Origin of the sequence: Hylemonella sp. W303a (assembly GCF_046452315.1) — a bacterium.
In the GTDB taxonomy this organism is placed as follows: Bacteria; Pseudomonadota; Gammaproteobacteria; order Burkholderiales; family Burkholderiaceae_C; genus Hylemonella.
Genome location: NZ_JBKFDG010000007.1, coordinates 196,021 through 213,581 on the forward strand (window position 1 = coordinate 196,021; position 17,561 = coordinate 213,581).

Annotated in this window: 15 protein-coding genes; 12 read left to right on the forward strand and 3 right to left on the reverse strand. The window is 64.5% G+C overall.

All coding sequences use genetic code 11. The annotated features are described in order from the left end of the window. Positions 1-66: 66 nt before the first annotated feature. From ACLBKS_RS14345 to ACLBKS_RS14365, 5 genes are read left to right on the forward strand one after another with little or no spacing between them, the layout of a single operon-like run. Positions 67-1,068, forward strand: a complete 1,002-nt coding sequence (locus ACLBKS_RS14345; protein ID WP_410193484.1) for a TRAP transporter substrate-binding protein — start codon at positions 67-69, stop codon at positions 1,066-1,068. Between the two features lie 8 nt (positions 1,069-1,076). Then, complete coding sequence (locus ACLBKS_RS14350) at positions 1,077-2,858, forward strand: IlvD/Edd family dehydratase (protein WP_410193485.1); 1,782 nt, start codon at positions 1,077-1,079, stop codon at positions 2,856-2,858. 8 nt (positions 2,859-2,866) lie between these two features. Next, positions 2,867-4,066, forward strand: a complete 1,200-nt coding sequence (locus ACLBKS_RS14355) for a fumarylacetoacetate hydrolase family protein (RefSeq protein WP_410193486.1) — start codon at positions 2,867-2,869, stop codon at positions 4,064-4,066. 9 nt (positions 4,067-4,075) lie between these two features. Next, positions 4,076-4,615 carry a TRAP transporter small permease gene (locus ACLBKS_RS14360; protein WP_410193487.1) on the forward strand — a complete coding sequence of 180 codons (540 nt, stop codon included), beginning with the start codon at positions 4,076-4,078 and terminating at the stop codon, positions 4,613-4,615. Between the two features lie 4 nt (positions 4,616-4,619). Beyond that, a complete protein-coding gene (locus ACLBKS_RS14365; RefSeq protein ID WP_410193488.1) occupies positions 4,620-5,903 on the forward strand; it encodes a TRAP transporter large permease in 1,284 nt (427 codons plus the stop codon). 121 nt (positions 5,904-6,024) lie between these two features. On the opposite strand, the gene ACLBKS_RS14370 is transcribed toward ACLBKS_RS14365, so the two are convergent. Further along, positions 6,025-6,339, reverse strand: a complete 315-nt coding sequence (locus ACLBKS_RS14370) for a c-type cytochrome (RefSeq protein ID WP_410193489.1) — start codon at positions 6,337-6,339, stop codon at positions 6,025-6,027. 192 nt (positions 6,340-6,531) lie between these two features. Between ACLBKS_RS14370 and ilvD the strand changes: the two genes are divergently transcribed. Then, a complete protein-coding gene (gene ilvD / locus ACLBKS_RS14375; protein ID WP_410193490.1) occupies positions 6,532-8,391 on the forward strand; it encodes a dihydroxy-acid dehydratase in 1,860 nt (619 codons plus the stop codon). A gap of 27 nt (positions 8,392-8,418) precedes the next feature. Here ilvD and ACLBKS_RS14380 read toward each other — a convergent pair whose 3' ends face one another. Both ACLBKS_RS14380 and ACLBKS_RS14385 read right to left on the reverse strand, forming a co-directional pair. Then, positions 8,419-10,305, reverse strand: coding sequence for a TIGR03545 family protein (locus ACLBKS_RS14380; RefSeq protein WP_410193491.1), 1,887 nt, complete (start codon positions 10,303-10,305; stop codon positions 8,419-8,421). Then, positions 10,302-10,838 (reverse strand): TIGR03546 family protein, encoded by a 537-nt coding sequence (locus tag ACLBKS_RS14385; protein ID WP_410193492.1) that lies wholly within the window; start codon positions 10,836-10,838, stop codon positions 10,302-10,304. Before ACLBKS_RS14385 ends, ACLBKS_RS14380 begins: the two co-directional genes overlap by 4 nt. 135 nt (positions 10,839-10,973) lie before the next feature. On the opposite strand from ACLBKS_RS14385, the gene lgt reads away from it, so the two are divergent. The 6 genes from lgt to ACLBKS_RS14415 all read left to right on the forward strand — a co-directional run bounded on the left by lgt (position 10,974) and on the right by ACLBKS_RS14415 (position 17,512). Then, entirely contained in the window at positions 10,974-11,810 is an 837-nt protein-coding gene (gene lgt / locus ACLBKS_RS14390) for a prolipoprotein diacylglyceryl transferase (protein ID WP_410193493.1), read from the forward strand. A 116-nt stretch (positions 11,811-11,926) separates the two neighbouring features. Next, entirely contained in the window at positions 11,927-12,592 is a 666-nt protein-coding gene (locus ACLBKS_RS14395; protein ID WP_410193494.1) for a GntR family transcriptional regulator, read from the forward strand. Continuing rightward, positions 12,589-14,073, forward strand: coding sequence for a malonyl-CoA decarboxylase (locus tag ACLBKS_RS14400; protein WP_410193495.1), 1,485 nt, complete (start codon positions 12,589-12,591; stop codon positions 14,071-14,073). The genes ACLBKS_RS14395 and ACLBKS_RS14400 overlap by 4 nt, the downstream gene beginning before the upstream one ends. A gap of 40 nt (positions 14,074-14,113) precedes the next feature. Then, a complete protein-coding gene (locus ACLBKS_RS14405) occupies positions 14,114-15,115 on the forward strand; it encodes a Bug family tripartite tricarboxylate transporter substrate binding protein (RefSeq protein WP_410193496.1) in 1,002 nt (333 codons plus the stop codon). Next, the gene (locus ACLBKS_RS14410; RefSeq protein ID WP_410193497.1) at positions 15,115-15,891 is read left to right on the forward strand and encodes an enoyl-CoA hydratase/isomerase family protein; all 777 of its coding nucleotides are present in this window, start codon (positions 15,115-15,117) and stop codon (positions 15,889-15,891) included. The genes ACLBKS_RS14405 and ACLBKS_RS14410 overlap by 1 nt, the downstream gene beginning before the upstream one ends. A gap of 28 nt (positions 15,892-15,919) precedes the next feature. After that, entirely contained in the window at positions 15,920-17,512 is a 1,593-nt protein-coding gene (locus tag ACLBKS_RS14415; RefSeq protein WP_410193498.1) for a malonate--CoA ligase, read from the forward strand. Positions 17,513-17,561: the final 49 nt, after the last annotated feature.

A 17,561-nucleotide genomic window follows, 5' to 3' on the forward strand; every position in this document is an offset into this window, starting at 1 on the left:
TGCCACTCGTGCTCGCCGCCGAGCGACTCGCTGCCCAGGACATATTCCAATCATCAGGAGACAAGCATGAAATTCAGATCCGTCATCGTGGCGGCGTTGGCGCTCGGCCTGGCGGCCGGCTCGGTGTCCGCGCAAGTCCGGGAACACGTATTCAAGATTGGCATAGGCCTGAGCGAGGACCACCCGCAGGGCGTGGCGCTCAACCACTTCGCCAAACTCTTGTCCGAGCGCAGTGGCGGCAAGATGACCGCCAAGGTGTACGCGAGTGGCGCGCTGGGCAACGACATCACCATGACCTCGGCCCTGCGCGCCGGCATCCAGGAGATGACGGTGCCCGACGCCTCGACGCTGATGTCCTTGGTCAAACCCTTTGGCGCGCTCAACTTGCCCATGCTGCTCAACAACGAGCAGGAAGCCGACGCCTTGCTGGACGGCCCGTTCGGGCAGAAGCTGCTGGCCCAGTTGCCTGAGAAAGGTCTGATCGGCTTTGCCTTCTGGGAAAACGGCTTCCGCCACGTCACCAACTCGCGCCGCGCCATCAACACGGCGGCCGACCTGGAAGGCCTGAAGCTGCGCGTGATCCAGAGCCCGCTCTTCCTCGACACCTTCACCGCCCTGGGCGTCAATGCCACGCCCATGCCTTTCCCCGAGGTCTACACGGCCATGGAGCAGAAGGCGGTTGATGGCCAGGAAAACCCCACGCCGACCATCCTGGCCAGCAAGTTTTACGAAGTGCAGAAGTACCTGGCCCTGACGCGCCACATGTACAGCGCCTGGGTGCTGCTGATGTCCAAGAAGACCTGGGACGGACTCTCGCCCCAGGAGCAAAAAATCGTGCGTGACAGCGCCTTGGACGCGACCCAGTTCGAGCGCAAGACCATCCGCGAGTTCAGTCAGAAGGCGTTGGCCCAACTGAAGAGCAATGGCATGACCGTCACCGAGCTCAGCCCCGCAGAGCAGGCCAAGCTGCGCGCCAAGCTCGCGCCCGTGGTCGCCAAGTACGGCCAGGACTTCGGCGACGCCTTCCAGGAATTGAACGCCGAGCTGGCCAAGATCCGCAAAAAATAAACGACTGCATGGCTAAAACACCCAGCCGTCCGTTCCGCTCGCGGGATTGGTTCGCCGACCCGCAGCGTTCGGACATGACCGCGCTCTACCTGGAGCGCTTCATGAACTACGGGCTGACGCCACAGGAACTGCGTTCCGGCCGCCCCATCATCGGGATCGCGCAGACGGGCAGCGACCTGTCGCCGTGCAACCGCATTCACTTGGAGCTGGCGCGCCGCGTGCGCGACGGCATCCGGGACGCTGGCGGCATTCCGATGGAGTTCCCTGTCCATCCGATCTTCGAGAACTGCCGCCGACCGACCGCCGCGCTGGACCGCAACCTGGCCTACCTGGGCCTGGTCGAAATCCTCTACGGTTACCCGATCGACGCCGTGGTGCTGACCACGGGTTGCGACAAGACGACGCCGGCCGGCATCATGGCCGCCTGCACCGTGGACATCCCCGCCATCGTGCTGTCCGGCGGTCCCATGCTCGACGGTTGGCACAACGGTGAGCTGGTGGGATCGGGCACCGTGATCTGGCGCAGCCGCCGGCAACTGGCCGCGGGTGAGATCGACGAAGAAGAGTTCCTGCAGCGTGCCTGCAGCAGCGCGCCTTCGGCCGGGCACTGCAACACCATGGGCACGGCCTCGACCATGAACGCCGTGGCCGAGGCTCTGGGTCTGTCGCTGACGGGCTGCGCGGCCATTCCCGCGCCCTACCGCGAGCGCGGCCAGATGGCGTATGAAACCGGGCGGCGCATCGTCGAGATGGCGTATGAAGACCTGCGGCCCTCGCGCATCCTCACGCGCGAGAGTTTTCTGAACGCGCTCTCGGTGGTGAGCTGCGCCGGCGGGTCGAGCAATGCGCAGGTCCACATCATGGCCATGGCGCGCCATGCCCAGGTGCAGTTGGAGCCGGACGACTGGACCACCCAGGCCTACGACCTGCCGCTGTTGCTGGACATGCAGCCCGCGGGCCGCTTCCTGGGGGAGCGCTTCTTCCGCGCTGGCGGCGTGCCCGCCTTGATGTGGGAGTTGCTGCAGGCGGGGCGCCTGCATGGCGACTGCCTGACCGTCACCGGACGTCGCATGGCCGACAACTTGGTCGGTCGTGAAGCCAGCGACCGCGAGGTGATCCGGCCCTTCGACCAGCCCCTGCTGGACAAGGCCGGTTTCCTGGTGCTGCGCGGCAACCTCTTTGATTTCGGCATCATGAAAACCTCGGTCATCTCCGAGCGCTTCCGCGCGCGTTACCTGAGCCGCCCCGGCCAGGAGGGCGTGTTCGAGGCGCGCGCCGTGGTGTTCGAGGGCGGCGAGGACTACCACGCGCGCATCAACGACCCGTCGCTCGGGATCGACGAAGACTGCATCCTCGTCATGCGTGGCGCGGGCCCGCTGGGCTGGCCCGGTTCGGCCGAGGTGGTCAACATGCAGCCGCCCGACGCGCTGATCCAGCGCGGCATCAGCGCGCTGCCTACCTTGGGCGATGGTCGGCAGTCCGGCACCTCGGACAGCCCGTCCATCCTCAACGTCTCGCCCGAGAGCGCGGCAGGAGGGGGCCTGCGCTGGCTGCAGACCGGTGATCGCATCCGCGTGGACCTGAACCAGGGGCGATGCGATGCGCTGGTGTCACCGGAAGAAATCGCGCGTCGTCTGCGCGAGCTGCCAGCGCCCCCGGTGCCTCCCAGCCACTCGCCGTGGGAAGCCTTGTACCGCGAGAAGACCGGCCAGCTCGACCAGGGTGCCACGCTGGAGTTTGCGCTGGAGTTCCAGCGCATTGCGCAGCGCACGCCCAGACACAACCATTGAGGACACACATGACTTCGACTTTCAAATTCCACGACCCCATGTCCATCCTGCCGGAGGACGGCCTGGTCGGTACCCTGGTGGGGCGCGTCTGGGTGCCCGGGGCGGGCGCCGGCCCCGCGATCGTTGCCCTCCGTCCCGAGGGCGTGTTTGATCTGACCCGTGCCTTTCCCACCATGAGCACGCTGCTCGACGTGGATCAGCCAGCCCGGGCCGCGCGCGCCGCGTCCGGACAAAGACTTTGCGGCGTGGATGAACTGCTGGCCAACAGCCTGCCCGGCACGCGCGACGTCCGCCGCCCCTGGCTGCTGGCGCCCTGTGACCTGCAGGCCGTCAAGGCCAGCGGCGTGACTTTCGCGTCCAGCCTGATCGAACGTGTCATCGAGGAACAGGCGCGCGGCGATGCCAGCCTGGCCAATGAGTTGCGCACCCAGGTGGTGTCTCTGATCGGGGGCGACCTGTCGGAGATCAAGCCCGGCTCGCCCGAGGCCATGGAACTGAAGGCGCTGTTGCAGAAGAAGGGCCTGTGGTCGCAGTATCTGGAGGTGGGCATTGGCCCGGACGTGGAGGTGTTCACCAAAACCCAGGCCATGGCCTCGGTGGGGTGTGGCGACGACATTGGCATCCGCTCCGATTCCTCCTGGAACAACCCCGAACCCGAGGTGGTGCTGGCGGTCAACAGCCGCGGCGGCATCGTGGGCGCGACCCTGGGCAACGACGTCAACCTGCGCGACATCGAGGGCCGCAGCGCGCTGCTGCTGGGCAAGTCCAAGGACAACAACGCGTCCTGTGCCATCGGCCCCTTCATCCGTCTGTTCGACGAGGGCTACACCCTGGACGACGTGCGTCAGGAAACCGTGCACCTGCATGTGATCGGCCAGGACAATTTCGAACTGCGTGGCATCAACCTCATGAGCCGCATCAGCCGCGACCCAACCGACATCGTCGCCCAGACCGTGGCCATGCACCAGTACCCGGATGGCTTCGTGCTATTCCTTGGCACGCTGTTCGCACCCATCGAAGACCGCGATCGCCCAGGCGGTGGGTTCACCCACAAGCTGGGCGACATGGTGACCATCCGCAGTCCCCGCTTGGGCGCCTTGATCAACCGCGTCACGCATTGCGAAACCGCGCCGCCCTGGCGTTTTGGCCTGCGTGCCTTGATCGGCAACCTCGCCGGTCGTGGGCTCCTTCAAGACGCCGTGATCTAGGAGGACGCCATGTTGAACCACATGCTCGATAGAAGCTGCCGCGTCCTGAACCTCACCATCGCCCTGGCCCTGGCCGTCATGGTCGTGCTGGTGTTCGGCAACGTGGTGCTGCGTTACGTCTTCAATTCCGGCATCGCCGTGAGCGAGGAGATGTCGCGCTGGCTCTTCGTCTGGATCACCTTCCTCGGCGGCATCGCCGCCATCCACGAAAACGCCCACCTCGGCACCGACATGCTGGTGTCGCGCCTCTCGGTGGGTGGCAAGAAGGTTTGTTACGTGGCGGCCCATCTGATCATGCTCTACATCACCTGGCTGTGCCTCAAGGGCAGCTGGCAGCAGACCCTGCTCAACGCCGACATGAACGCGCCGGTGACCGGTCTGTCCATGGCGATGTTTTACGCGTCGGGCGTGGTCTTCTCGGTCTGCGCGGCCGTCTTGCTATTGCTGCGTTTGCTGCGTGCCCTGACGGGCAAGACGCAGGAGCAGGAGCTCGTGATGAGCACCGAGTCCGAGGAATCGATCGCGTCCGTCGGCGTGAAGAAGGCTTGACACCATGACGATTTTCATTTTTCTCGGTAGCCTGCTCGGCGCCATGGCGCTGGGCATGCCGATCGCGTATGCCTTGCTGGCCAGCGGTGTCGCGCTGATGCTGCACCTGGACATGTTCGACGCCCAGATCCTCGCGCAGAACTTCATCAACGGCGCCGACAGCTTCCCCTTGCTGGCCGTGCCTTTCTTCATGCTCGCCGGTGAAGTCATGAACACGGGCGGCCTGTCGCGGCGGATCGTCAACCTGGCCATGGCCCTGGTGGGGCATGTGCGCGGTGGACTGGGTTATGTGACGATCCTGGCGGGTTGCCTGCTGTCCTCGCTGTCGGGTTCGGCCGTCGCCGACGCGGCTGCTTTGACGGCCTTGCTGCTGCCGATGATGACAGCCGCTGGCCACTCCAAGCAATCGGCCGGTGGGCTGATTTCTGCCACGGCCGTGATCGGCCCGATCATCCCGCCCAGCATCGGCTTCGTGATCTTTGGCGTGTCCGCCAACCTGTCGATCGGCAAGCTGTTCATTGCGGGCATCTTCCCCGGCATCATGATCGGCCTGGGGCTCGCGGTCACTTGGTGGCTGATGTGCCGCAATAGCACGCTGCAACCACCGCCCAAGAAGGAGCGTGGTGAGGTCTGGACTGCCGCACGCCAGGCGGTCTGGGCACTCATGTTGCCCCTGATCATCATCGTCGGCCTGCGCATGGGCGTGTTCACGCCGACCGAATCCGCCGTGGTCGCCGCCGTGTACGCGCTGTTCGTCTCCACCGTCATCTACCGCGAGTTGTCGTTGAAGGCCTTGGTGCCGGTGTTCGTCAACGCGGCCAAAACCTCGGCCGTGGTCATGTTCCTGGTGGCGGCCGCCATGGTGTCGTCCTGGCTGATCACCGTGGCCAACATCCCCCAGCAGCTGGTGACCTTGCTCAAGCCCTTCATGGACAACCCAACCCTGCTGCTGCTGGCCATCATGGTGTTGGTCATGGCCGTGGGCACGGCGATGGACATGACGCCCACCATCCTCATCATGACGCCGGTGCTGATGCCGGTGATCAAAGCGGCGGGTATCGATCCCATCTACTTCGGCGTGCTCTTCATCATCAACAACTCCATCGGCTTGATCACGCCGCCGGTGGGCACGGTGCTGAACGTCGTGGCGGGGGTCGGCCGCATGAAGATGGACGACATCTTCAAAGGCGTTCTGCCCTTCATGTGGGCCGAGTTCGGCGTGCTGCTGATCATGACGCTCTTTCCCCAGACCGTGATCTGGCCCGCGCGTTTCCTGATGGGAGGCTAGGGCTCGAGAGCCCGGGGCTGCCGCGTGCAGCCTTGACCCGCGCTCCAACCGATCCGCGCTTGGAGGCGGAAACGAAAACGCGCCCGGGTGGGCGCGTCGGTGGGGGTCGAGCCAGTCGTGCTTACTTCTGGCTCAGCACCCAGGCCGCCAACTTCTTGGCCTCGGCTTCGCTGACCTGGGGGTTGGCCGGCATGGGCACCGGACCCCAGACACCGGAGCCACCCTTCATGATCTTGGTGGCCAGCATGGCAGCGGCGTTCTTATCGCCGGCGTACTTCTTGGCCACGTCCTTGTAGGAGGGACCGACCACTTTCACGGCCACCTGGTGGCAAGCCATGCAGTTCTTGGATTGAGCCAGGGCCATGTCGGCTTGGGCACCCGTGCTGAAGGTGGCGAGGGTGGCGGTGATGAACAGGGCGGGCAGGATGGGTTTCATGGAATTCCTCATGAGAGTCAGGACAGGGTTGAGAGGATAATGGCCGCCTGAATTCTAAGGTGCCCGATGTCAAAAGGGTCCTTGAAATCGATGCTGCAGGGCAGCACGAATTTCGGGTTCGGCCGCTGGCACGCACTTTGCCCCACGGTCGGTCCTTTGCCCCTGATTGTTTGACCTCCTTCCAGAGTTTGTATGCCCGTATACCGTTCGCTGACATCCACCGCCGGCCGCAACATGGCTGGTGCCCGTTCTCTCTGGCGCGCCACTGGCATGAAAGATGGCGACTTCAATAAGCCCATCATCGCTGTGGTCAACAGCTTCACGCAGTTCGTGCCAGGCCATGTGCACCTGAAAGACCTGGGCCAGCTCGTGGCCCGCGAGATCGAGGCCGCGGGCGGCGTGGCCAAGGAATTCAACACCATCGCGGTCGATGATGGCATCGCCATGGGCCACGACGGCATGCTGTACTCCTTGCCCAGCCGCGACATCATCGCGGACTCGGTGGAGTACATGGTCAACGCGCACTGCGCCGACGCCATGGTCTGCATCTCCAACTGCGACAAGATCACGCCCGGCATGCTGATGGCTGCCATGCGCTTGAACATTCCCGTGGTGTTCGTATCGGGTGGGCCGATGGAAGCGGGCAAGGTGCGCCTGGCGGTGCCCGGCACGCAAACCATTCAGATCAAGAAGCTCGACCTGATCGACGCCATGGTCATGGCGGCCGACGACAAGGTCAGTGACGCCGACTTGGCCGAGGTGGAGCGTTCCGCCTGCCCGACCTGCGGTTCCTGCTCGGGCATGTTCACGGCCAACTCGATGAACTGCCTGACCGAAGCCTTGGGCTTGTCGCTGCCTGGCAATGGCACCGTGGTGGCGACCCATTCAGACCGTGAACAGCTGTTCAAGCGCGCGGGTCATCTGGTGGTGGAACTGTGCAAGCGCTACTACGAGCAGGATGACGACACCGTGCTGCCGCGCTCCGTGGGTTTCAAGGCCTTCGAGAATGCGATCACGCTGGACATCGCCATGGGCGGCTCGACCAACACCATCCTGCATCTGCTGGCCGTGGCTCAGGAAGCGAACATCGATTTCACGATGGACGACATCGATCGACTCTCGCGCAGCGTGCCGCAGCTCTGCAAGGTCGCGCCCAACACCAACAAGTACCACATCGAGGACGTGCACCGTGCGGGCGGCATCATGGCCATCCTGGGCGAACTGGACCGCGCGGGCAAGCTGCACACCGACGTGCCCACCGTGCACAGCAAGACCCTCAAGCACGCGCTCGATGAGTGGGACATCATGCGCAAGCCCTCCGAAGCCGTGAAGACCTTCTACATGGCTGGCCCCGCGGGCATCCCGACCCAGGTGGCCTTCAGCCAGTCCACGCGCTGGCCCAGCCTGGACACCGACCGCGCTCAGGGGTGCATACGCGCTTACGACCATGCGTTCTCGAAGGAGGGTGGCCTCGCGGTGTTGTTCGGCAACATTGCCCAGAACGGCTGCGTGGTGAAGACGGCCGGTGTCGATGACAGTCTCCTGGTCTTTGAAGGCCCGGCCCACGTGGTCGAGTCCCAGGACGAAGCCGTGGAACACATCCTGGGCGACCAGGTGAAGGCGGGTGACGTCGTGGTCGTGCGCTACGAAGGTCCCAAGGGCGGACCCGGCATGCAGGAAATGCTCTACCCTACGAGCTACATCAAGTCCAAGGGCCTGGGCAAGGCCTGCGCCTTGCTGACCGATGGGCGTTTCTCGGGCGGCACCTCGGGTCTGTCCATCGGCCATTGCTCGCCCGAGGCGGCGGCGGGCGGCGCGATCGGCCTGGTGAAGAACGGTGACCGCATCCGCATCGACATCCCCAATCGCGGCATCAACGTGCTGGTCAGCGACGAGGAACTGGCCAAGCGCCGCGCCGAGCAGGACCAGAAGGGTTGGAAACCCGCCCAGCCGCGCCCGCGCAAGGTCTCGGCCGCGCTCAAGGCCTATGCCTTGCTGGCCATGTCGGCGGACAAAGGCGCGATTCGCGACCTGTCCTTGCTGGGCGACTGAAACCCAAGGACACCCGAGGGCCTGCGCTCAAAGCAGGCTCTTGAGCTTGTCCTTGGCCTTGGACTTGAACCGGTTTTCCTCGGCTTTGAGTTTCTGATTCAGTTCGGCTTCCAGCTTGGCACGCGCCGCGTCCAACTTGTCGGCGTCGCCCAGCGCGGCGGACAAGGTGCCGGATTGGTCAAAACCATCGAGTTGCTGTTTCAGCGGCGCAAGGGCCTGGTCCACTTCGGCGTTGAAGCGGGCACGCAGTTCGCCGTTGAACTTCGCGACCTGGCTGGCCACGTAGGCGCGCAGTCGCGCGTTCAGTAGGGGCTCCAGATTGCTGCGCAAGCGGGTGGAGGTGCGCGCGCCTTGCGGGCCTTTTTCCTGGACGTAGTCCAGGTCGACGGTCAGCAAGTCAATCTGGGTCAACACCGCGCTCAGCATGCCTTCCATGTCCTTGCCGACGCTGCCGGGCTTCAGCCTCAGACCCACGTTGCGGCCTTCGATGCGCAGCGCCAGCGCCAGGGCTTGAGGCGTGTCGGTCAGCGTGGCGCGGATATCGGCCTTGCCGTCCAGGCCCGCCAGGTACTGGTTGCTCACCCCCTTGGACAGACCTTGCAGAGGAGACTGACGCAGGGTCAGTTGGATGTTGGAGTTCAACCCTTCCTTGCTGCCCGACATGGAGCCGCGGAGCGTACCGACGTCCGCCTTGCCTTGTGCGTCGCGGAAGTCCACGTTGATCAACAGAGGTTTGTAGGACAGATCGGAGCTTGCGTTGAGCACGGTGCCCGACAGCGAGGACGATCCGGACGTTCCCGACAGGTCAATTTGACCGATGTAGACCGTGGGCAAGGTGCCCGCGCGCACGAAATCCACCGTGGTGCCATGCGCGCGTTCGCGCTGCACGACCTTCACGTCGGCGGCCTGCTTCTGTTCGGGCAAGTAGCCCTTGAACTTCTCGTAATAGCCCAGGTACTGCCGCGCGCTGTCCACCAGAGAATCGCCGAGCAGCGCGGACAACAAATTGCTGGCGCTGAAAAGGTCACCTTGCGGATCGATCAGGAGGTCCTTCAGCTTGGCCTCGCGCAGTTCGTTGACCTGTGCGTAAGCCGTGCGCAGTTCCGTTAGGTCGGTCTGCAGGTCTTGGCGGGCTTGCTTCAAGACGTCTTGCTTGGCTTGCACCTGTTGCCGAGCATTCTTCAGGGTGTCCAAGTCCTTGCGCAGTTGAGCCAAGTCGTCTGGCAACTTGTATTTGCGGCGCGCGATGGCTTGGATTTCGTCCGAAGTCCCTTGCAAATCGCTCAAATTCGTCACCGTCGGCAAGCGTTGCTTCCAGAGGTCTGAGCGCGCCTGGACCTTGGCTTCCAGTTCCTTGCCCATGCGCACGGCGGGAATGTCCTCAGGCTGGCCAATCTTGCTGGCGATGGCTTGGTAGTCGATGCCCTTGGCATAGGCTTCAATGGATTCCAGCGTGCCGCCCGAGGCAGGCGCGGTGTCGGAGGCCTTGGGTTCCTTCGCAGGCAAGGCGCCGGATTGCGCGCGGTCGGTGCCTAGGCGCAGGTCTGAGACCGACATGCGCGTGACCACGAACTTGCCCACCGACAGGGGATTGGGCTGTAGCGTGAACTCCGTGGCTCCAATCTCGAAGAGGTTCTTCGTTGGCGCGTCGGCGTTTGTCCATTGAATGCCGCGCGTCTTGACCGAGGTATCGAGCAGGCTGAAATCAAAACTGCCGATCTCCACCTTGGCCCCATTGATGGCCGTGAAAGAGGCTTCCAGGCCGCGCTTGACGAGGCGGTCAAAGAAGAGCAGATAGCCGCCGACCAGCAACGCCGTGATCAGGGCGAAAGGAATCAGCGCCGAAAAGCGGAAAAACCGCACCTTTTTCGCTGCGACGATCTCGCTCGAGGTATTGGAGTCAACGGCGCTCATCGGCCACCTCCGTACAGGAAGTTGTAGGCTTTTGAGCCCCATACAAAGAACCGTGACATGGAAAACCAGCGGTAGAAGCGTGAGCGCAGGATGACGGCTCGCCACGAGTCGCGATAGCGCCGCACCGCGAGCGCGACAAGCCAGGCAATCGGGACGAGCAGCAGCAGCGAGGCGACCAGTGAGCCCAGCACCACGGTGTTATTGAGCCGCGTGAACACCATGAAGGGGGCGTTGAAGAGGGCAGTCCAGAAAGCCGTCAAGCCGTCCAGGTCCACCAACAGCAGATGGCCCAGGCGATCAAACATCCCGTCCAAGGCATAAGCCAGTGGGGACATGAGCACCATGCCGAGCAGGCCGGCTGAGAAACTCACGTTGATGATGCAGAGCAACAAGAGCACGAGCAGGTTGTGCGGGCTGCTCAAGGGCGTGAGCGCGATCACGCTGCCCAGGGCGAAACCGAGGCCGATCTGCATCGGCCGCTCCTCGCTGTGCAGCAGTTTCACGACCTTGTGGGCGAAGTCGAGGACGAACATGGGAAGGAGATTCCTGGCGGCAAGAAGGCCCGGATGTTAACTGCCTCTCATGTCGCGAGCCCATTTCCCCGACCCCGGCGGGCGCAAGATCGTGGAGGAGGGGCGGGCCACGCAAATGCACCGACAATACCGGCCATGTTGCTCGCACCCCAAATCGATCCCATTGCCGTACAAATCGGCCCGCTGGCCGTGCATTGGTACGGCCTCATGTACCTGGTGGCTTTTGGCCTCTTCTACGCGCTGGCGCGTTTGCGACTGCGGCATCCCGCCTATGCGGCCACCAGCGGCAAGGCTGCTGCCAAGAAAGGACCGAACCTCTGGGCGCCCCGCGATGTCGAAGACATTCTTTTTTATGGCGTGCTGGGCGTCATCTTGGGCGGGCGGATCGGTTATTGCTTGTTCTACAAGCCTGCCTACTACCTGTCGCATCCGCTGGAAATCTTCGCTGTTTGGCAAGGTGGCATGAGCTTCCATGGGGGCTTGATTGGCGTGCTGCTGGCCATGGTCTGGTTCGCGCGCTCGCGCCAGCGGCCCTGGTTGCAGGTCATGGACCTGATCGCCCCTTGCGTGCCGACGGGCTTGGCGGCGGGGCGACTGGGCAATTTCATCAATGGGGAGTTGTGGGGGCGCGCCGCCTCCGCTGATCTGCCCTGGGCCATGGCGTTTCCGCAAAGTGGCTCCTTGCTGCCGCGCCATCCCTCGCAGCTCTACCAGTTCCTGTTGGAGGGCTTGCTGCTGTTCGTGCTGCTCTGGTTGTACGCACGCGGTCCGCGCAAGATGGGGCAGGTGAGCGGCGCCTTTCTGTTCGGATACGGCGTGCTGCGCTTCGTCGCCGAGTATTTCCGTGAGCCGGACGACTTCCTGGGCCTCCTGGCCCTGGGCATGAGCATGGGTCAATGGCTGTGCCTGCCCATGATTGCCGGGGGTGCGGCCTTGTGGGTCTGGGCGGGGCGCCAGCCGCAACGGCCTTGACGCGCCTGGGGTCACCGCGATGTCGGTGACCTCGGTGTTTGGGGGGGCAGGGTTCGCACCGACTCCATAATTACGCATAATTACGGAGAATCTCGCGAAACCCCACGCCCTTGGTCATGCGCCTCGTCCACAACTCATTGCATGTTCAGGTCGCAGACACGCTGCGGCAGGAAATCTTTGCTGGCTCTCTGGCGCCCGGCAGCTTTGTGGACGAAGTGGCGTTGTGCGAGCGGCTGGAGATTTCGCGCACGCCGCTGCGCGAGGCGCTCAAGGTCCTGACCGCCGAAGGCTTGGTCCGGCATGAGCCGCGCCGGGGTTGTTTCGTCAACGAAGTCACCGAGCGTGACTTGGACGAAATCTTCCCCGTCATCGCCTTGCTGGAAGGGCGTTGTGCCCACGAAGCCGCCTTGCGCGCCAGCGACGCTGATCTGGCGGCGCTGGAGACTCTGCACGAGCAACTGCAGAAGGCCGCGCGCGGCAAGCGCATCGTGGACTATTACGACATCAATTTCGCCATCCATGAGGCCATCATCACCTTGGCCGACAACCGCTGGCTGGCGCAAGTCATCGGCGATCTGCGCAAGATCCTCAAGCTCGCTCGCCTGCAACAGTTGCATGCTCCGGGCCGTTTGACCCAGAGTCTGAGCGAGCATCTGGCCGTATTCGCCGCCCTCAAAGCGCGTGATGCCGAAGGGGCCGAGGCGGCCATGCGAACTCACCTCACGCGCCAGCGCGAAGCGCTGCGCGAGCTCGCCCGTCAACAGAACCGGAGATTGGCATGAACGCCGCCAGTTGGATCAGCCGCCACGTCACACGCCTGTTGCCGGTGACGCGTCAGGGGATGGCGTCGGGGCGATCCGCGGCGCCCCGCGCTGGGACAATCGCCATCGCCCCGCCCGATTCCGCGCAAGCCGAACGACCGACCCGCGAGCGTTTGACCGCCAATCTGCGCCACAAGGCCGAAGCGATGTCGCCGCGCATGCTGCGCCGCACGTTGGACGAGTTGAAGGCCATCATCGATCCGCAGATCAGCGAGGTGGAGGGCGGGCGCCGTGCGCAGGTGCTGATTCAACGCTACACGCGAGCGACGCTCGGGAGGCGCCGCGACATGTGGCTGTTGATGAGCGAGATGTTCACGGCCGACCCCGAGAAAGTCCGTTCCGCCCAGGCCAAGTTCGCCGCCGCCGTGGGCACGCCCGACGAGGCGGCCGCCGAGGTGCAGTACCGTCGTGCCACGGTGTCGCCCAGACGCCGCCTGCTGCAGCGCTTCAGCGTGCTGCCCGAGGGCATCCGCTTCCTGGTGGACCTGCGCGCCGAGATGCAGCCCGCGCTCAAGCAGGACAAGCGCCTGCAGGCGCTGGACGTGGAGATGGAGTACATGTTCTCCACCTGGTTCGACGTGGGCTTTCTGGAGCTGCGTCGCATCAGCTGGGACTCGCCGGCCTCTTTGGTGGAAAAGCTGATCAAGTACGAGGCCGTGCACGACATCCGCAGCTGGGACGACGTGAAGAACCGGCTGGATTCCGACCGCCGCTGCTATGGGTTCTTCCACCCGCGCCTGCCCGACGAGCCACTGATCTTCGTGGAGGTCGCGCTGATCGACCACATGGCCGACAGCATCACGCCGCTGCTGGACGAGAAGGCCGCCGCGGCCGATCTGGACAAGGCGACCTGGGCCATCTTCTATTCCATCAGCAACACGCAGAATGGGCTGCGCGGCGTGAGCTTTGGCGACTCGCTGATCAAGCGGGTGGTCGAGACCTTGAGCGCCGAGTTTCCGCGCCTCAAGCATTTCTCCACCCTCTCGCCCATCCCCGGTCTGCGCAAGTGGCTGAACCAGAACGCCCAGCGCATGCTGGCGCTCACGCCCGAGAAGGAACAGGGTGAGCTGGGCCGCGCGGCCGGGTTCGAGCCGCCCACCGCTGCCCATGTGTTGCGGGCACTGGATCACGTGACGTCGTTGGATGCGCGCTCACCCTTGCGGCGTTGGTTGCTGCAATGTGCCGCGCACTACCTGGGGCGCGAACTCGGCGACGGCAAGCCCGCGGACCCCGTGGCGCGCTTTCACCTGGGCAATGGCGCGCGCGTCGAGCGGCTCAACTGGCTGGGTGATCCCTCGGCAAAGGGCTTGCAGCAGTCCTACGGCCTGATGGTGAACTATTTGTACGATCTCAAGCGATTGGACAAAAACCGATCCCAGCTCGCCGAGGGCAAGATCGCCGTGGCCGGGGTCATCGAAGAACTGCAGTTCCGGATGCAGTGATCCACCGCGTGGATCTTCATTTCAACAAGAGGAGACAAACATGATCGACACCACCCTTCGGGGTTTGAACCGACGCAGCGTGCTGCGTTACGCCGCAGCGGGTCTGGCCGCTGGCCCGCTGCTGGGTCATGCCCAGTCGAAGGACTGGCCGACCAAGCCCGTCACCATGGTCGTGCCATTTCCCGCGGGCGGCGGTACCGATGCCTTCGCCCGGCCGCTGTCGGCGGCCTTCAGCAAAGTCACGGGCCAACAACTCGTGATCGACAACCGGGGCGGCGCCGGCGGCACCTTGGGCGCCAGCATCGCGGCCAAGGCGGCTGCGGATGGTTACACCCTGTTCATGGGCGCGGTGCACCACGCCATCGCGCCGGCCATGTATCCCAAGCTGGACTACGACATCGAGAAGGACTTCGTGCCGCTCGTTCTCGTGGCCACAGTCCCGCAAGTGCTCGTGGTGAACCCGCAGAAAGTGCCCGAGAACGACTTCAAGTCTTTCCTCGCGCGGGTGCTCAAGAACCCCGACAAGCTGAATTACGCCTCGGCCGGTGGCGGTACCTCGCACCACTTGGCGGGTGAACTGTTCAAGCAGCAGACGGGCGCCGCCATCACGCACATTCCCTATCGCGGCTCCGGCCCGGCCTTGCAGGACCTGATCGCCGGCAATGTGGACATGATGTTCGATGGCCTGGGTTCGTCGGCCACCCATATCCAGAGCGGGCGGGTCAAAGCGCTGATGGTCGCTGGGGCCAAGCGCAACGCGGCCTTCCCCGACGTGCCTTGCGCGGCCGAGGTCGGTCTGCCGGACTACACGGTGCAGACCTGGTACGGCATCTGGGCGCCCAAGGGCACGCCCGCCGCGGCCCAGACCCGCGCGGTGGAAGCCATCCGCGCGGCTGGGGCCACGCCTGATGCACAGGCGGTCTGGGCCAAGCAAGGCGCGGAGTTCAGTCCATTCACTCAGCGCCAGTTCGGCCAGTTCGTGAGCGCCGAAGTCAAGCGCTGGGCCCAAGTGGTCAAGCTCTCGGGGGCCAAGCTCGACTGATGAGTGGACGTGTTCGCCTGACGCGCCAGGGCAAGATCGCCTTGGTCACGCTGGACCATCCCGGCAAGTTCAACGCCATGTCGCGCGCGATGTGGCGTGAACTGCGCGCGGTTTTCATGGGGTTGCAGGCCGAGGCCTTGGAAACCGCGTCACGCTGCGTGGTGCTGCGGGGCGAGGGTGGTCATTTCTGCGCGGGCGGTGACATTTCCGAGTACCCGGGATTCCGCTTCGACGAGGCCAGCCTGGCGGCCTTCCACGAAGAGGAGGTCTGGGGCGGCTTGCAAGCTGTCCTGGACTGCGACCTGCCCGTGATCGCCCAGATCGAAGGCAACTGCATGGGCGCTGGCGTCGAAATCGCGAGCGCCTGCGACATCCGCGTCGCGGGCGTCGCCGCCCGCTTCGGCGCGCCCATCGCCAAGCTGGGCTTCCCCATGGCGCCGCGCGAGGCGGCGCTCGTGGCGCGAGTCGCCGGACAGGCCACCGCACGCGAGATGCTGCTCGAGGCAGCGGTCCTCGACGCCGCCGAGATGAAGTCGCGAGGTTTCCTGCAGCGTGTCCTGGCGGACGCCGACGTGGCGGACCATGCCCTGCACAGTGCCTTGCGCATCGCCAGCTTGGCGCCTCGGGCGGCCCGCTGGAACAAGCAGACCCTGCGCGCGCTCGCACAGGGTCAAGAGGCCGATGCCTTGGTGCCTGGTGCCTATGCTTACGCCCCTGGTGCCGAGCACCGCGAAGGCATCGCTGCTTTCAACGAGAAACGCAAACCCGATTTTTGATCCACGACCCTAGCACCCGAACTCCACCATGAGCCTCGACCACAACCTCTACACCGCATTGCGCGCCGCATTTCCCGCCGACCTGGACAGCCCCGCCATCGAAACCGACGGTGGCGCGTCGGGTCAGGCGCTGGTCTATTCCTGGCGTGACCTGGACCGCGCCAGCGCCATGCTGGCCAATCTGCTGGCTTCGCTGGAACTGCCGGCGGGCTCGCGCATCGCGGTGCAGGTCGAAAAATCCGTCGAGGCCCTCGCGCTCTATTTGGCCACCTTGCGCGCGGGGCATGTCTATCTCCCGCTGAATACCGCCTACCAGAGCGGCGAGATGGCCTACTTCATTGGCAACGCCGAACCCGCCGTGGTCGTTTGCACGCCTGCCAATTTCGGCTGGGTCAGCAAGCTGGCTTTCCAGGCTGGCGTCGCCCACGTCTACACCCTGGGCGATGACCGCAGCGGTTCTTTGCTCGAACGCGCCGTGCACCACAGCGATCGGCATCAACCCGTGGTGCGCGCGTCCGACGACCTGGCCGCGATCCTCTACACCAGCGGCACCACGGGCCGCAGCAAGGGCGCCATGCTCACGCACGGTAACCTGCTGTCCAACGCCCGCGTGCTGAAGGAGTACTGGGGCTGGCGGTCCACTGGGGGGCCTGATGGCCGGGGCGACGTGCTGATCCACACACTGCCCATCTTCCATGTGCATGGCCTGTTCGTGGCCGTGCACGGCGCGCTGCTCAATGGCAGCAAGATGCTCTGGTACAGCCGTTTCGATCCGAAAAAGATCATCGCCCGCTTGCCCGAGGCGACGGTGTTCATGGGCGTGCCCACGCTTTACGTGCGCATGCTGGCCGAGCCGTCCTTGACCCGCGAGGCGGCGCGCAACATGCGTTTGTTCGTCAGCGGGTCCGCTCCCTTGCTGATCGAAACCTTCAACGAATGGCAGGAGCGCACGGGCCACACCATCCTGGAGCGTTACGGCATGAGCGAGACCGTGATGCTGACTTCCAACCCCTACGCACCCGATACGCGCTATCAAAACCAGAGCGAACGGCGTGGAGGCACCGTTGGTTTCCCTCTGCCCGGCGTGGAGTTGCGTGTTTCTGGTGACGATGGCGCGGCGCTGCCGACCGGAGAAATCGGCGGCATCCAGGTGCGCGGTCCGGGGGTGTTCCAAGGCTATTGGCGCATGCCCGAGAAAACCGCGGAGGAGTTCACGCGGGATGCGCAGGGCAAGCCGTGGTTCAAGACCGGCGACGTCGGCAAGGTGGATGAGCGGGGCTACGTCACCATCGTGGGCCGGGCCAAGGACTTGATCATCAGCGGGGGCTACAACGTCTATCCCGCCGAGGTCGAGAGTTATCTGAACGACCTGCCCGGTGTGATGGAAAGCGCCGTCGTGGGCGTGCCTCACCCGGATTTCGGGGAGGTTGGCGTGGCCGTGGTGACGGCCAAGCCAGGCGCGACACTATCCGCCGAGGACCTGATCGCGACCCTCAAGACCAAGCTGGCGGGCTACAAGATACCCAAGCGCTGCTTCATCGTGGCCGAGCTGCCGCGCAACGCCATGGGCAAGGTGCAGAAAAATGTGCTGCGGGAGCACCACAAGGGCTTGTTCGCCTAGTCCTCGCGACGAGGAGCGCGCGCATCCTGCCGATGGCGCGCTCAGGTTC

What these genes read in the sequence shown, in the direction of transcription:
- ACLBKS_RS14350 (WP_410193485.1), top strand. Translation starts at nt 1,077, where the DNA reads ATGGCTAAAACACCCAGCCGTCCGTTCCGCTCGCGGGATTGGTTCGCC.
- ACLBKS_RS14355 (WP_410193486.1), top strand. Translation starts at nt 2,867, where the DNA reads ATGACTTCGACTTTCAAATTCCACGACCCCATGTCCATCCTGCCGGAG.
- ACLBKS_RS14345 (WP_410193484.1), top strand. Translation starts at nt 67, where the DNA reads ATGAAATTCAGATCCGTCATCGTGGCGGCGTTGGCGCTCGGCCTGGCG.
- ACLBKS_RS14385 (WP_410193492.1), bottom strand. Translation starts at nt 10,838, where the DNA reads ATGTTCGTCCTCGACTTCGCCCACAAGGTCGTGAAACTGCTGCACAGC.
- lgt (WP_410193493.1), top strand. Translation starts at nt 10,974, where the DNA reads ATGTTGCTCGCACCCCAAATCGATCCCATTGCCGTACAAATCGGCCCG.
- ACLBKS_RS14380 (WP_410193491.1), bottom strand. Translation starts at nt 10,305, where the DNA reads ATGAGCGCCGTTGACTCCAATACCTCGAGCGAGATCGTCGCAGCGAAA.
- ACLBKS_RS14405 (WP_410193496.1), top strand. Translation starts at nt 14,114, where the DNA reads ATGATCGACACCACCCTTCGGGGTTTGAACCGACGCAGCGTGCTGCGT.
- ACLBKS_RS14360 (WP_410193487.1), top strand. Translation starts at nt 4,076, where the DNA reads ATGTTGAACCACATGCTCGATAGAAGCTGCCGCGTCCTGAACCTCACC.
- ACLBKS_RS14370 (WP_410193489.1), bottom strand. Translation starts at nt 6,339, where the DNA reads ATGAAACCCATCCTGCCCGCCCTGTTCATCACCGCCACCCTCGCCACC.
- ACLBKS_RS14410 (WP_410193497.1), top strand. Translation starts at nt 15,115, where the DNA reads ATGAGTGGACGTGTTCGCCTGACGCGCCAGGGCAAGATCGCCTTGGTC.
- ACLBKS_RS14400 (WP_410193495.1), top strand. Translation starts at nt 12,589, where the DNA reads ATGAACGCCGCCAGTTGGATCAGCCGCCACGTCACACGCCTGTTGCCG.
- ACLBKS_RS14415 (WP_410193498.1), top strand. Translation starts at nt 15,920, where the DNA reads ATGAGCCTCGACCACAACCTCTACACCGCATTGCGCGCCGCATTTCCC.
- ilvD (WP_410193490.1), top strand. Translation starts at nt 6,532, where the DNA reads ATGCCCGTATACCGTTCGCTGACATCCACCGCCGGCCGCAACATGGCT.
- ACLBKS_RS14395 (WP_410193494.1), top strand. Translation starts at nt 11,927, where the DNA reads ATGCGCCTCGTCCACAACTCATTGCATGTTCAGGTCGCAGACACGCTG.
- ACLBKS_RS14365 (WP_410193488.1), top strand. Translation starts at nt 4,620, where the DNA reads ATGACGATTTTCATTTTTCTCGGTAGCCTGCTCGGCGCCATGGCGCTG.